The sequence below is a fragment of the Massilia sp. CFBP 13721 genome, from assembly GCF_014842025.1.
GTDB lineage: Bacteria > Pseudomonadota > Gammaproteobacteria > Burkholderiales > Burkholderiaceae_D > Telluria.
This window is the reverse complement of sequence record NZ_JACYUY010000030.1, coordinates 23,521-37,348: the sequence shown is the minus strand read 5'-3', so window position 1 is coordinate 37,348 and position 13,828 is coordinate 23,521. Positions and strand designations below refer to the sequence as shown.

The 13,828-nt window shown below is 62.1% G+C and carries 14 protein-coding genes; 6 read left to right on the top strand and 8 right to left on the bottom strand.

Annotation, left to right across the window (positions count from 1 at the left end; genetic code table 11):
- Window positions 1-115: 115 nt before the first annotated feature.
- Complete coding sequence (locus IFT60_RS22455; protein ID WP_192056014.1) at window positions 116-826, top strand: flagellar brake protein; 711 nt, start codon at window positions 116-118, stop codon at window positions 824-826.
- A gap of 59 nt (window positions 827-885) precedes the next feature.
- Here the strand turns inward: IFT60_RS22455 and IFT60_RS22450 are convergent, their stop codons facing one another.
- The 8 genes from IFT60_RS22450 to recA form a co-directional block, all read right to left on the bottom strand.
- Complete coding sequence (locus tag IFT60_RS22450) at window positions 886-1,341, bottom strand: pilin (protein WP_192055934.1); 456 nt, start codon at window positions 1,339-1,341, stop codon at window positions 886-888.
- Between the two features lie 130 nt (window positions 1,342-1,471).
- Complete coding sequence (locus IFT60_RS22445) at window positions 1,472-1,921, bottom strand: pilin (RefSeq protein WP_197986428.1); 450 nt, start codon at window positions 1,919-1,921, stop codon at window positions 1,472-1,474.
- Between the two features lie 304 nt (window positions 1,922-2,225).
- The gene (sucD, locus tag IFT60_RS22440; RefSeq protein ID WP_056343211.1) at window positions 2,226-3,107 is read right to left on the bottom strand and encodes a succinate--CoA ligase subunit alpha; all 882 of its coding nucleotides are present in this window, start codon (window positions 3,105-3,107) and stop codon (window positions 2,226-2,228) included.
- A 15-nt stretch (window positions 3,108-3,122) separates the two neighbouring features.
- Window positions 3,123-4,292 carry an ADP-forming succinate--CoA ligase subunit beta gene (gene sucC, locus IFT60_RS22435; protein ID WP_192055931.1) on the bottom strand — a complete coding sequence of 390 codons (1,170 nt, stop codon included), beginning with the start codon at window positions 4,290-4,292 and terminating at the stop codon, window positions 3,123-3,125.
- 62 nt (window positions 4,293-4,354) lie between these two features.
- Complete coding sequence (locus IFT60_RS22430) at window positions 4,355-4,918, bottom strand: DUF2889 domain-containing protein (RefSeq protein WP_192055930.1); 564 nt, start codon at window positions 4,916-4,918, stop codon at window positions 4,355-4,357.
- 507 nt (window positions 4,919-5,425) lie between these two features.
- A complete protein-coding gene (locus IFT60_RS22425; protein ID WP_192055927.1) occupies window positions 5,426-5,785 on the bottom strand; it encodes a hypothetical protein in 360 nt (119 codons plus the stop codon).
- Window positions 5,786-5,949: 164 nt separating this feature from the next.
- Window positions 5,950-6,411: a recombination regulator RecX gene (gene recX, locus IFT60_RS22420; protein ID WP_192055925.1), complete on the bottom strand. Its 462-nt coding sequence runs from the start codon at window positions 6,409-6,411 to the stop codon at window positions 5,950-5,952.
- Between the two features lie 48 nt (window positions 6,412-6,459).
- Entirely contained in the window at window positions 6,460-7,548 is a 1,089-nt protein-coding gene (gene recA / locus IFT60_RS22415) for a recombinase RecA (protein ID WP_192055923.1), read from the bottom strand.
- Window positions 7,549-7,737: 189 nt separating this feature from the next.
- On the opposite strand from recA, the gene IFT60_RS26315 reads away from it, so the two are divergent.
- The 5 genes from IFT60_RS26315 to IFT60_RS22395 all read left to right on the top strand — a co-directional run bounded on the left by IFT60_RS26315 (window position 7,738) and on the right by IFT60_RS22395 (window position 13,780).
- On the top strand, window positions 7,738-8,448 hold the full coding sequence (locus tag IFT60_RS26315) for a response regulator (RefSeq protein WP_197986427.1): 711 nt from the start codon (window positions 7,738-7,740) through the stop codon (window positions 8,446-8,448).
- Window positions 8,445-9,986 carry a sensor histidine kinase gene (locus IFT60_RS22410; RefSeq protein ID WP_374001255.1) on the top strand — a complete coding sequence of 514 codons (1,542 nt, stop codon included), beginning with the start codon at window positions 8,445-8,447 and terminating at the stop codon, window positions 9,984-9,986. Before IFT60_RS26315 ends, IFT60_RS22410 begins: the two co-directional genes overlap by 4 nt.
- Before the next feature lie 4 nt (window positions 9,987-9,990).
- Window positions 9,991-10,314 (top strand): DUF4212 domain-containing protein, encoded by a 324-nt coding sequence (locus IFT60_RS22405; RefSeq protein ID WP_192055919.1) that lies wholly within the window; start codon window positions 9,991-9,993, stop codon window positions 10,312-10,314.
- Window positions 10,311-12,359 (top strand): sodium:solute symporter family protein, encoded by a 2,049-nt coding sequence (locus IFT60_RS22400; RefSeq protein ID WP_192055917.1) that lies wholly within the window; start codon window positions 10,311-10,313, stop codon window positions 12,357-12,359. Before IFT60_RS22405 ends, IFT60_RS22400 begins: the two co-directional genes overlap by 4 nt.
- Before the next feature lie 197 nt (window positions 12,360-12,556).
- On the top strand, window positions 12,557-13,780 hold the full coding sequence (locus IFT60_RS22395; protein WP_192055914.1) for a 6-phosphofructokinase: 1,224 nt from the start codon (window positions 12,557-12,559) through the stop codon (window positions 13,778-13,780).
- Window positions 13,781-13,828: the final 48 nt, after the last annotated feature.

Genomic DNA, 13,828 nt, shown 5'->3' with positions numbered 1-13,828 from the left:
GTCATCACGGGCTTTTTAACGGGATTTGCCGAAATCGTTGCTTCAGATAAACACACTGCGATGGTAAAATCTCGCCCTTCCCGGGCCGTCGCCCCTAGCTTCCACAATGAACAGCATGCAGTCCGGACAGGCAAACGCCCCCGCACCCCAGGATGTCGATTTCGAGACCATGCATCTCCAGGTCGGCACACGCCTGCAGCTGATCACGCACCGCCGCATTAAGCCAGTCCTGCACTTCTCGAGCCTGGTTGGCTATGTCAAGGATGAGTACATCATCCTCAAGATTCCGATGGAAAGTGGCGCGCCGATCGGCCTGGCCGAAGGCGAGCGCCTGACGATCCGTGTGTTCTCGGGCATCAAGGTGTGTTCGTTCGCCTGCACGGTCGAGCGCGTATTCGGACGTCCGTTGTTCTATGTGCACGTATCGTTCCCGACCTCGGTGCAGGGCACCAGCCTGCGCACGGCAATGCGGGTCAAGGTCGACTTGCCGGCGACGCTCAGCGGCAGCGGCAGCCATGGCAAACCGCTGGCCTGCACCATTTTGAACCTGTCGGTGAGCGGCGCCCTGGTCGTCTCGCCGAACCGCCTGCCGGCGGACGAAGAACAGATCACGCTGCAGTTCGCCCTGCAGGCGCCGCCGGATGACCAGGAAGTGCAGATCGGTGCACGTGCGGCGATCCGCAACGTGAACGTGACCAAGGCGGCCGATGATACTGACCTGTTCACCTACGGCATGCAATTTACCGGCCTCGATCCGGTGCACTACACGCTGCTGCAGAACATGACCTACGAGGCGCTGCTGGAGAACCGGCAAAAAATCGTTTGAGCCTGATCGATGCCTGAATAAAAAAACCCGCTATTGCGGGTTTTTGTTTAACAACCTTACTACGCAGTCTTTCCTTTGCAAACACCTTCCGGCCCGATCAACTTTTGCAGGACGGCGGGTGCAGTACAGGTCCAGACGCCGGTATCCTTGTCGCGGGCCAGGGTAATGGTCTGGCCCTTGATGCTTGTTGGACCGGCAACGATTTCGCAGCTCAGGCTGGCGCCATCGGCACTGGCTGTCGCGGCGAACTTGCAGTTGGCAGTCGGTTTATCCTGTGCTGCCAGGCCGACTTCCTCCGGTTTGCTGACCGTCTCGTTATCCATCAGCTTGGTCTCGATGCCGACTTTACCGGCCGACAGTTCAGCCAACGACACCCCGAACTTCGATTTGGCCATGTAATCCTGATAGACGGGGAACGCGACCGTTGCCAGGATGCCGATGATTGCCACGACAATCATCAATTCGATCAAGGTAAAACCGCCTTCTACTTCTTTGGAAACTTTCCTGAATGACATCGTAATTCTCCGGTGTGATTGAGCAGTCCGGAACGATAACCGTGGCTGCGAGCGCGCGATTGCGGTACCTCAGCCAAAAACAAAAACCCCACCGAAGCGGGGTTTCTGTATCAGTTAAGCGTTACTGATATCAGGTCGCGTCGCCGGTGCAGATGCCGGTTGCGCCGATGAACTTTTGCTTGACTTTGTCAGCTTTGCACGACCATGCACCGGAGCTAGAATCACGGGTCAGGGTGATCGTTTCGCCCTTCACGCCGGTTGGGCCGGCTTCGATAACGCAAGTCAGGCCGGCAGCGGTTGCGGAAGCTGCAGCAGTAAAGGTGCAGTTCGAAGTCTTGGTTGACGCCAGGCCGATTTCTTCCGGCTTGGTGATGTCCTTCCCGTCATTCAGAGCGGTGTCGATGCCGACTTTACCAGCCGAAACTTCTGCCAGAGCAGCGGTGAACTTCGACTTCGCGGTGTACGTCTGGTAGTTCGGGATTGCAACAGCAGCCAGGATGCCGATGATCGCAACAACGATCATCAGTTCGATCAGGGTGAAGCCGGCTTCTGCTTTTTTGACAATTTTCATCGATTTCATGGTGTTTCTCCGAGGGTAGGTATGTGAGGGTAAGTATTCGATATTGCTTCGTGCCACGTACTCCTTATTGCAAGCGCCGTGCCAGCTCGTTTACACCTGGAAACACCGGAGATCGGTAGTTAGTGCATAACAAAAGTGACGGTTTACGTCAGTTCCCACATTTGTACTGACAATTTTTGTCACCCACTGTCCAATTTCTGTATGGAAACGAATTATGCGCACAGGATTTGTCACCTGCAAAATTCGGACGCATAAAAAAAGGAGCCCGCAGGCTCCTTTTCTATAAAACAAGAACTGTCCGGTATTACAGCATGGCCTTCAGCAGGCGTGCCATTTCCGACGGGTTCTTGGTAGCTTTGATGCCGCACTCTTCCATGATGTCCAGCTTGGCTTGCGCGGTATCGGCGCCGCCCGAGATCAGCGCGCCGGCGTGGCCCATGCGCTTGCCCGGAGGAGCGGTGACACCGGCGATGAAGCCGACTACTGGCTTCTTCATGTTGTCCTTGACCCAATGCGCGGCATTGGCTTCGTCTGGACCGCCGATTTCGCCGATCATGATGACTGCATCGGTATCAGGATCTTCGTTGAACATGCGCATGATGTCGATGTGCTTCAGGCCGTTGATCGGGTCGCCGCCGATGCCGACTGCCGACGATTGACCGAGACCGAGTGCGGTCAGCTGGCCGACTGCTTCATAGGTCAGGGTGCCCGAGCGCGAAACGACGCCGATGCGGCCCTTGCGGTGGATGTGACCCGGCATGATGCCGATCTTGATTTCGTCCGGGGTGATCAGGCCTGGGCAGTTAGGACCCAGCAGCAAGGTCTTCGAGCCGGCTTTGGCCATGCGGTCCTTGAGGGCCATCATGTCGCGCACTGGAATGCCTTCGGTGATGCAGATGGCCAGGTCCAGGTCGGCTTCGACGGCTTCCCAGATGGCGGCAGCAGCGCCTGCTGGTGGAACATAGATCACCGACACGGTGGCGCCGGTGGCAGCTTTCGCTTCCGAGACGTTGGCGTAGATCGGGATGCCTTCGAAGTCTTCGCCGGCCTTCTTCGGGTTCACGCCTGCGACGAAGGCAGCCTTGCCGTTCGCGTAGTCGCGGCACATGCGGGTATGGAACTGACCGGTCTTGCCGGTGATACCCTGGGTGATGACTTTAGTATCTTTGTTGATCAGGATCGACATTTTTTATTCCTTGAATTAGGCGTTACCAGCTGCAGCGGCGACGACGGCCTTGGCTGCATCTTCCATCGTATCGGCAGCGATGATCGGCAGACCGGAGTCGGCCAGCATCTTCTTGCCCAGGTCTTCGTTGGTGCCCTTCATGCGCACGACCAGCGGCACTTGCAGCGAGACAGCCTTCGATGCGGTGATCACGCCTTCGGCGATGACGTCGCAACGCATGATGCCGCCGAAGATGTTGACCAGGATGGCTTTCAGGCCAGGGTTCTTCAGCATGATCTTGAATGCTTCGGTGACTTTCTCAGCCGTCGCACCGCCGCCCACGTCCAGGAAGTTGGCCGGCTCGCCGCCGAACAGCTTGATGGTGTCCATGGTGGCCATCGCCAGGCCGGCGCCGTTCACCAGGCAGCCGATGTTGCCGTCCAGCGAGATGTAAGCCAGGTCGAACTTCGATGCTTCGACTTCGGCTGGATCTTCTTCGTCGATGTCGCGGTACGCCATGATCTCTGGCTGGCGGAACAGGGCGTTGGCGTCGAAGTTGAACTTGGCGTCGAGGGCGATCACTTTGCCGTTGCCGGTCAGGATCAGCGGGTTGATTTCGGCCAGCGACGAATCGGTGTCCCAGTAAGCTTGGTAAAGGCCCTTGAGGTTCTGGCGCGCTTCGGGCAGCGATTCGGCAGGAATGCCGATCTTGGTCGAGATGTCGTCCGCTTCGGCGTCGGTCAGGCCGACGGCCGGGTCGATCGCGATCGAATGGATTTTTTCAGGGTTGCTGTGTGCAACTTCCTCGATGTCCATGCCGCCTTCCGACGAGGCCATCAGCACGACCTTCTGGGTCACGCGGTCGGTAACCAGCGAGACGTACAGTTCTTTCTTGATGTCGGCGCCTTCTTCGATCAGCAGGCGGCGCACTTTCTGGCCTTCAGGGCCGGTCTGGTGCGTGATGAGCTGCATGCCCATGATCTGTTCCGCGTATTCCTTGACCTGCTCGATCGACTTGGCCACCTTCACGCCGCCGCCTTTACCACGGCCGCCAGCATGGATCTGGGCCTTGACGACCCAGACCGGGCCGCCCAGCTCTTCCGCTGCCTTGACGGCCTCGTCGACCGACATGCACGGAATGCCGCGCGGAACCGTCACTCCGAACTTTCGGAGGATTTCTTTGCCCTGATACTCATGGATTTTCATGCTGGCTTCCCTTCTTCTGTTACTGATTTAGCTACGTTAATTGGAAAACTTCGACATCAATATCAACCCTGTACGGCCTTGATCACCCAGCGCGGGTAATACTTTGCCACAGCGGGGCCGTCGGCGCGCAGCGCGTGGCAGCGGTCGATTTCATACGGACGCACAGCGTCGCCATCGTTGGCGGCGTTGCGTATCTCGAATTCTTCATCGGCGAAGGCCTGGATTGCCGCGGTGGGCAAAACCTGCGCCAGTTCGGTCAGGTGGGTGCAGCCGAGCACGCCCGAGAGGCGGTCTTTCAGGTGCAGCCGGAAATGTTTCGCAAGCGAGAGGCCAACCAGTTTCTTGTACGCCGGCCCGATCGTGTCGCAATACCCCGGATACGGCACCGAGTCGGACGCGGCTTCGGCGTCGACGATCTCGAGGTCGCGGTTGATGGTAATGCGCAGGCTCAGGTCATGTACGGCCGTGCCCGCCGGACGGGTGCCGGATGCCAGCACGATGTCGCGCGCCTTGATGTCGCGAATACACGCGTCAAGATCCCACAGGCCATCGTCGCGCGCGTACGCTTCGACGGTAATGGCGCGTGTGTGCCGCAGGGAGCGCGGGGCGGGAGGTGACAGAGGCATAAAAAAAACGGGTGCCGGTGAAGGCGGCAATCAATGGGGCAGCCGGTGTGCTGATGCACGTTGCCGCAGCTTCTGCGGCAACAACCGCTCATGCGGCGCTGCTTAAACCGTGAAAGTTTAGCACACGCGGGGCACGGTTGCACTGCAACATGGAAGATGCCGGAAATGCATGGCGCTATGGTGGAGAGAACATCAGCTTGCCTGCTCTGCTGTTAAAAAGCTGACCATGCCCGGGCCAGGGCTACTTATCGACGTTGAGGCCATAGCTTCCTACGCTGCAGCTTAGTATCGATCGCAATGGGCAGGCACTACCAATAAATCCAGCCTGAAACGACAAGCCCGCCAGGCGGCGGGTTTGTCATGAATCTGGGTGGCCCCACCAAGCGAGGCCAAAAACTGACCTAGGGTCATCACCAGTATGACGGCTGGGAGAGGAGGTAGCCTAGGGCTGCATGCACAGTATACCGTTGTGAATCTGGAATCGGCTCAATTATGATGAAGGGACTATCAACCCACGCCGTCCTTAACGAAGCAAACCAGGCCTTCGCCGTCGAGACAAATGCCCCCGTCGCTTTCGAAGGATACGGGCCATATGTTGGTACCAGCTTCGGGTTCGCTTCCGTGCCAGATGAGTCCGTGGAAGGAAACGTCCATTGACGTGCCTCGTTCGTCCTCCCAGCGGCCGCGGATTTCGTCGGTCATGCTATCCGGGCCATCGATCTGGAGCACATAGTCGCCACTGCGCCGGACGTCGAGCACCAGCGTTTTTTCTGCCGTAGCAAGCCGGTAGACACCGACAGGCTCGGGAGCTTGCCGGGTGCAGGCGGCGAGTACCAGCATCACTACGAAGGCAGGGATTGTTCTCATAATGGCAACTTTTCAAACGCAAAGCGCCAGCGTGCAGCGTCATCCGGGTTGAGGAATATGCGGATGCATATCGCCGGATGGCGCTCCGTGCTGGCGCCTGAGAATCAGTAAAGGTTGATACCGCATTGCCGGGCGCAGGGCTGAGTACACCCTGCGGGCAACCGTTAAAACGCGTCGTCCTCGTCGGGCGCACCCTTCAAGGCAGTGCGCACGGCGCTGCTGGAAAAGCCGCGCGCCATCAGGAAGCGCATCTGCTTGCTGCGTTCGGCCGCGTCTTGCGCGACGGTGCCGAACTTGCGCTGCCAGACTTCGACGGCACGCGCGGTTTCGCTGTCGGCCAGGCCGGACTTGAGTTCGGCCAGCGCCTCGCCGTTGACGCCGTGGCTTTGCAGCTCGGCCATCACACGGCTGTTGCCGTAGCGGGCCGCTTTTCGGTGAATCAGCGATTCAGCAAAACGCTCCTGCGACAGCCAGTTGTTCTTTTCCAGAAAATCGAGAAGGGCATCGATGTCGTCGCCCTCCTCGGCATGGCGCGCCAGCTTGCGCTTGAGCTCGATCCGGCTGTGCTCCCTCATCGAGAGGAAGCGCAGGGCCCGGGCCTTTAGACTCAATACTGGTGCGCGCATGGTGGCGGGAGGAACCGGATGGAGCTGACGCGGGTCAGCCCCAGCCAATTACTCCGACACGGCCTTCAGCTTCGGTGCCTTGTCGTCGCCGGCTGCTGCATCGGCGGCGACTGGCGGCAGTTCGCGCACACCGAGGGTCGCACGGACCTTGTTCTCGATTTCGCGCGCCAGGGCTGGGCGGTCCTTCAGGAACAGGCGGGCGTTGTCCTTGCCCTGGCCGATACGTTCGCCGTTGTAGCTGTACCAGGAACCGGACTTCTCCACGATCTTGTTGTCGGCGCCCAGATCGAGGATTTCGCCTTCGCGGGAAGTGCCTTCTCCATACAGGATGTCGAAGTGCGCTTCGCGGAACGGCGGCGCGATCTTGTTCTTGACGACCTTGACCTTGGTTTCGTTACCGATCACCTCGTCACCCGACTTGATCGAACCGGTACGGCGGATGTCCATGCGCACGGAGGCGTAGAACTTCAGCGCGTTACCGCCGGTGGTCGTTTCCGGGCTGCCGAACATGACGCCGATCTTCATACGGATCTGGTTGATGAAGATGACCAGGGTGTTCGTACGGTTGATCGAGGCGGTCAGCTTGCGCAGTGCCTGCGACATCAGACGCGCCTGCAAGCCTGGCAGCGAGTCGCCCATGTCGCCTTCGATCTCGGCGCGCGGGGTCAGTGCCGCCACCGAGTCGATGACCACCAGGTCGACCGAACCCGAGCGCACCAATGCGTCGGTGATTTCGAGTGCCTGTTCGCCGGTGTCCGGCTGCGAGATCAGCAGTTCGTCGAGCTTGATACCCAGCTTTTGCGCGTAACCGACGTCGAGCGCGTGCTCGGCGTCGATGAAGGCGCAGGTGCCGCCGATCTTTTGCATTTGTGCGATGGTCTGCAGCGTCAGCGTGGTTTTACCCGACGATTCCGGACCGTAGATTTCCACGATACGGCCGCGCGGCAAGCCGCCGACGCCGAGCGCGATGTCCAGGCCCAGCGAGCCGGTCGACACGGTTTGCACCTCTTCCACAGGGGTGTTCGCATCCATGCGCATGACCGAGCCCTTGCCGAACTGCTTTTCGATCTGCGCGAGGGCGGCGGCCAGTGCCTTGCCTTTTTCAGAGGCGTTTGCTGCTACTTTTTTGTCGTCCATAATTTTCTCTCAGTCTTGGAGGTACCAAGGTGTGGGCACCCTCACGCTTTACAAGGGTACTACTGTATATAAATCCAGTATTTTTGGCAAGCGCGGTTTTGCTCAACTGTTGAAGAAGACTCGCTTTGTTGCGCCAAATCAAACACAATAAGGTTAGCCGGGAGGTCTAATCGATAACAGGGTGATCTTATGCGAATTTTGCTTGCTGAAGATGATAGCGTACTCGCCGACGGGTTGACGCGCTCCTTGCGTCAGTCCGGTTATGCGATTGATGACGTGCGCAACGGCGCCGACGCCGACACGGCCCTGTCGACCCAGGAATTCGACCTGCTGATCCTCGACCTGGGGCTGCCGAAGATGTCGGGACTGGAAGTGCTGCGCCGCCTGCGCGCGCGCGCTTCGCTGCTGCCGGTATTGATCCTCACCGCGGCCGATTCGGTCGAGCAGCGTGTCGAAGGGCTCGACCTGGGCGCCGACGACTACATGGCCAAGCCGTTTGCCCTGTCCGAACTCGAGGCGCGCGTGCGTGCGCTGACCCGGCGCGGCGCCGGCGGCGGGCCGACCGTGATCCGCCACGGCCCGCTGGTCTACGACCAGGTCGGGCGCAGCGCCTACATCAACGACCAGATGCTCGACCTGTCGGCGCGCGAGCTGGGTTTATTGGAAATCCTGCTGGCCCGCACCGGGCGCCTAGTGTCGAAAGAGCAGCTGGTCGACCACCTGTGCGAATGGGGCGAAGAGGTGTCCAACAACGCCATCGAGGTCTACGTGCACCGGCTGCGCAAGAAGATCGAAGTCGGCGGGGTGCGCATCGCCACCGTGCGCGGCCTGGGCTATTGCCTGGAAAAATATTCCGACGCCGCGCGCGCCGGCGCCGAACAGGCGCTCGATTCGAAGTGAGGAAGCGCGCGTGGAAGCACAGGCTGTCCGCGCCCGAGGCCGGGCTGCCCGAGCCGCTCTACGTGCCGCCGAATCCCGAACCCGAGGAAAACATCCAGCATTCGCTGTTCGGCGAAATCCTCGACTGGATGCTGGCGCCGCTGCTGCTGCTGTGGCCGATGAGCATCGCGATTACTTACCTGGTCGCGAAATCGATCGCCAATCAACCATTCGACCATGCGCTCGAAGACCGCGTCACGGTGTTGGCCCAGCAGGTGCGCGAAGAGAACGGCATCATTACCACCCGCCTGCCGGGCAGCGCGCGCGACATCCTGCGCGCTGACGACATCGACAGCGTGTATTTCCAGGTGGTCGATGCCGCCGGGCGCCACGTCGACGGCGACCGCGAACTGCCGCGCCCGCGTGACGACGAGGCCGACAAGGATGGCGCCGTCCATTTTCGAAGCGCCGCCCTGCACGGCAACCTGCTGCGCGTAGCTTACCTGTACATCAACCTCGACCCGCTGGCGCCACCCGACAGCAACTCTCCCGCCTTCCCGCGCAAGGCGCTGGTGCAGGTGGCGGAAACGCTCGACAAGCGCGCCCTACTGGCCAACGAGATCATCAAGGGCGTGATCCTGCCCCAGTTCATCATCCTGCCGATCATCCTGGCGCTGGTCTGGTTCGCCCTCTCGCGCGGCTTGTCGCCACTGGCCGAACTCCAGGAGCGCATACGCGCCCGTTCCTCGGACGACCTTTCTCCCATCGATTCGCGCCAGGTGCCGGAGGAAATTTCGCCCCTGGTCGGCTCCTTGAACGACATGCTGGGCAGACTGTCCCAGACCATCGACATGCAAAAGCGCTTCATTGCCGACGCCGCGCACCAGATGAAAACGCCGCTGGCCGGCATGCGCATGCAGTCCGAACTCGCCCTGCGCCAGCTCGATCCGGACGAGATCCACCGTTCGCTCGAACAACTGGCGAAGAGTTCGGAATCGGCGACCCGGCTGGTGAACCAGCTGCTGGCCCTGGCGCGCGCGGAAAACCAGCCGCATGCCGGCCTCGCCTTCGAGGAAATCGACCTGGCCGCGCTGGCCCGCGGCGTGGTGCAGGACTGGGTGCAAGCCTCGTTCGCCCATCGCATCGACCTCGGCTACGAGGCCCAGGACGAAGACGTCAATATCGCCGGCAACGCCCTGATGCTGCGCGAACTGCTGTCGAACCTGATCGACAATGCGCTGCGCTACACGCCGCCGGGCGGCAGCGTCACGGTGCGCGTGCGCCGCGACGGCGACGCCGCCCTGCTCGAAGTCGAAGACACCGGCCCCGGCATCGCCCCGCACGAGCGTGCCCACGTGTTCGAACGCTTTTACCGCATCCTCGGCTCGAACACGCCAGGGAGCGGCCTGGGGCTGGCGATCGTGCGCGAGATCGCCGGGCAGCACGGCGCCGAGGTCGACATCTTCAATAATCCGCGCACCCAATCGGCCAAATTCCCGGGCAGCCTGTTCCGGCTGACCTTCCCGCCACCCGTCAACGATGCCATCGATGCCACCTGAGCCAATGCAATCTCCAGCGCCTTCGCCCGAACCGGAGCTGGAACAGCAGCGCCGCCTGGTCGCCGCCCGCGCCGCGCACTGGCGCCGCACCCGGCGCCTGACCTTCGTGCTGCTGGCCTTGTGGCTGATCACCGGCTTTTGCACCGTGTATTTTGCGCGCGAACTGGCGCAGGTGTCCGTGTTCGGCTGGCCGCTATCCTTCTACATGGCGGCGCAGGGCGCGGCGCTGGTCTGCCTGGCGATCATCGGATTCTATGCCTGGCGCATGCGCCGTTTCGACCGCCTGTATGCGCGTGCGCTGGAAGGCAATGCGCAGGTGGGCGGATGAGTACCAATAAACGCTATTTCCGGCGCCTGTCCGGCTACTACGCCTGGTTCTGCGTCTGCTTCGCCGGCTTCCTGCTGGCCCTGACGATCCTCGAAAACGAGGGCATGCCACGCCTGTGGATCGGGCACCTGTTCATGTTCGCCACCATCGTGCTGTACGCCACCATCGGCGTGGTCAGCCGCACCTCGAACGTGACCGAATACTATGTCGCCGGACGGCGCGTACCGGCCCTGTTCAACGGCATGGCCACCGCCGCCGACTGGATCTCGGCGGCCAGCTTCATCAGCCTGGCCGGCGGCTTGTATCTGTCCGGCTTCGACGCCCTCGCCTACATCATGGGCTGGACCGGCGGCTATTGCCTGGTCGCCTTGCTGATCGCGCCTTACCTGCGCAAGTTCGCCCAGTACACGATTCCGGATTACCTCGCGGTGCGCTATGGCGGCGGCGCGGGTGGGCGCGGCGGGCCGGTGCGCGCGCTGGCGGTCGGCGCCACCATCATCGTCTCCTTCGTCTACGTGGTGGCGCAAATCTACGCGGTCGGCCTGATCGCCTCGCGCTTCACGGGCGTCGATTTCTCGGTCGGGATTTTCCTCGGGCTGGCCAGCATCCTGGTCTGCTCGTTCCTGGGCGGCATGCGCGGCATCACCTGGACGCAGGTGGCGCAGTACATCATCATCCTGGTTGCCTTCTTGATTCCGACCATGTGGCTGTCGGCCAAGCACGCCGACAATCCGGTGCCGCAGGTGGCCTACGGTTCGGTGCTGCCGAAACTGGCCCAGCGCGAAGCGCAGCTGGCGGCGGACCCGCGCGAGCGCGAGGTGCGCGCCACCTTCCAGCGCCAGGCGGACAGCTATGGCGCCCGTCTGGCCGGCCTGCCGGCATCCTGGGAACAGGGCAAGCTGGAAGCCCAGCGCCGCCTCGATACGGCGCGCCTGCGCAACGTCTCGCTGGCCGACGTGCGCAGCGCCGAACGCGCGCTCGCCGCCTACCCGAAGACCGCGGACGATGCCGAAACCCTGTGGCGCGAGCAGCGCACGCGCCTGCTGGCACGCGCCCAGCCGCCCCAGCCGCACGCCACGCCCTTCCCGGGCGCGACCGAGGCGGAATCGAATGCGCGCCGCAACAATTTTCTGGCGCTGGTGTTTTGCCTGATGTTCGGCACCGCCGCCCTGCCCCATATCCTGATGCGTTCCTACACCACGCCCTCGGTGGCGGACACCCGCGTCTCGGTGTTCTGGACCCTGTTCTTCATCCTGCTGATTTACCTGAGCATTCCGGCGCTGGCCGTGCTCGCCAAATACGACATCTACACGAGCCTGGTCGGCAGCGATTTCAGTGCGCTGCCGACCTGGATTTCGTACTGGGGCAATATCGACAAGGTCAATCCCCTGATCCAGGTGGTCGACATCAATGGCGACGGCGTGGTGCAGCTGGCGGAAATCGCGATCGACGGCGACGTGCTGGTACTGGCCACGCCGGAAATCGGCGGCCTGCCCTACGTCATTTCCGGCCTGGTCGCGGCCGGCGGCCTGGCAGCGGCGCTGTCCACCGCCGACGGCTTGCTGCTGGCGATCTCGAATGCGCTCTCGCACGACGTGTATTACAAGATCGTCGACCCGGGCGCCTCGACCCAGAAGCGGGTGACGATCTCGAAGCTGCTGCTGCTGGCGGTCGCCTTTATCGCCGCCTATGCCGCCTCGCAAAAGCCGGCCGACATCCTCTCTCTGGTCGGCGCCGCCTTTTCGCTGGCGGCCTCGGCCTTGTTCCCGCCGCTGGTGCTGGGCGTGTTCTGGAAACGGGCAAACCACGCCGGCGCCATCGCCGGCATGCTGGCCGGCTTTTTCGTCTGCCTGTATTACATGGTCCGCGTGCACCCGATGCTGGGCGGGCAGATCGATGCCGCCTGGTTCGACATCGCGCCGATGTCGGCCGGTATCTTCGGGGTCCCGGCAGGCCTGCTGGCGGTGGTCGTCGCCAGCCTGATGACGGCGCCGCCGGCGCGTGGCAGCGATGGTTTAGTGGACTATATCCGCGCGCCGGAGTAGAAAAAAAGTGGCCTTATCTCCCTCGCATGGCCGCGCCCGGATGCCAGTGTTATTCTGGTTTTCCGATTTTGTAGGGTGGGCTTCGCCCACGCGGTGATACGCGACGGCGAGATCATCGAGCACGAGAGCGGAGCCAGTACGTATCGCCGCGTGGGCGGAGCCCACCCTACGTAAAGCCCATACGCGAAGGAGATCCTATGTCATCCGGCAAAATCCTCGTTGCACAAGGAGGCGGCCCGACCGCCGTCATCAACCAGTCGCTGGTCGGGGTGGCGCTGGAGGCGCGCCGCTTCCGCAATGTCACGCGCATCTACGGCGCCCTGCACGGCGTGCGCGGCATCGTCAACGAAAACTTCCTCGACCTGACCCAGGAAACCAGCCACAACCTCGAACTGGTGGCGGCCACGCCCTCGTCGGCCCTCGGTTCGACCCGCGACAAGCCGGACGCGGCCTACTGCACGCACATCCTCGACGTTTTACGCGCCCACGAGATCGAACATTTCTTTTATATCGGCGGCAACGACTCGGCCGACACGGTGCGCATCGTCAGCGAGCAGGCGCGCGCCGCCGGCTATCCGCTGCGCTCGATCCACATCCCGAAAACCATCGACAACGACCTGGTCGGCAACGACCACACGCCCGGCTTTCCATCGGCAGCGCGCTTCGTCGCCCAGGCCTTTGCCGGCGCCAATCTCGACAATGCGGCGCTGCCCGGCGTGTACGTGGGCGTGGTGATGGGCCGCCACGCCGGCTTTCTCACGGCGGCCTCCGCGCTGTGCAAGAAGTTCCCCGATGACGGCCCGCACCTGATCTACCTGCCCGAACGCGTGTTCGACCTGGAACGTTTTCTTGCCGACGTGAAGACGACCTACGCACGCCATGGCCGCTGCGTGATCGCCGTCTCCGAAGGCGTGCACGACGCGGCCGGCGAGCCGATCGTCACCCTGCTGGCGAAGGAAGTCGAAAAGGATGCCCACGGCAACGTGCAACTCTCCGGCACCGGCGCCCTGGCCGACCTGTTGTGCGAGGAAATCAAGGACAAGCTCGGCATCAAGCGCGTGCGTGGCGACACCTTCGGCTACCTGCAGCGCTCGTTCATCGGCTGCGTGTCCGACGTCGATGGCCGCGAGGCGCGCGAAGTGGGAGAGAAGGCGGTGCAGTTCGCCATGTGGGGCGATGCCGACGGCTCGGTGGCGATCCGCCGCACCGGTAGTTATGCGGTCGACTACGTGTTGCAGCCGCTCGACCAAGTAGCCGGCAAGACGCGCACCATGGAAGACGAATTCATCAGCGAGAGCGGCACCGACGTCACCGACGCCTTCCGCCGCTACCTGCGCCCGCTGCTGGGTTCAATCATGCCGGAGGCATTCCGGCTGCGCGGCGCGCAGGTCGCCAAGATGCTGCAACCGGATCGGGCGTGACATTTCGATAGTTTTACACGCAGCAGCGCCTGCTATGCTGTGCGGGCC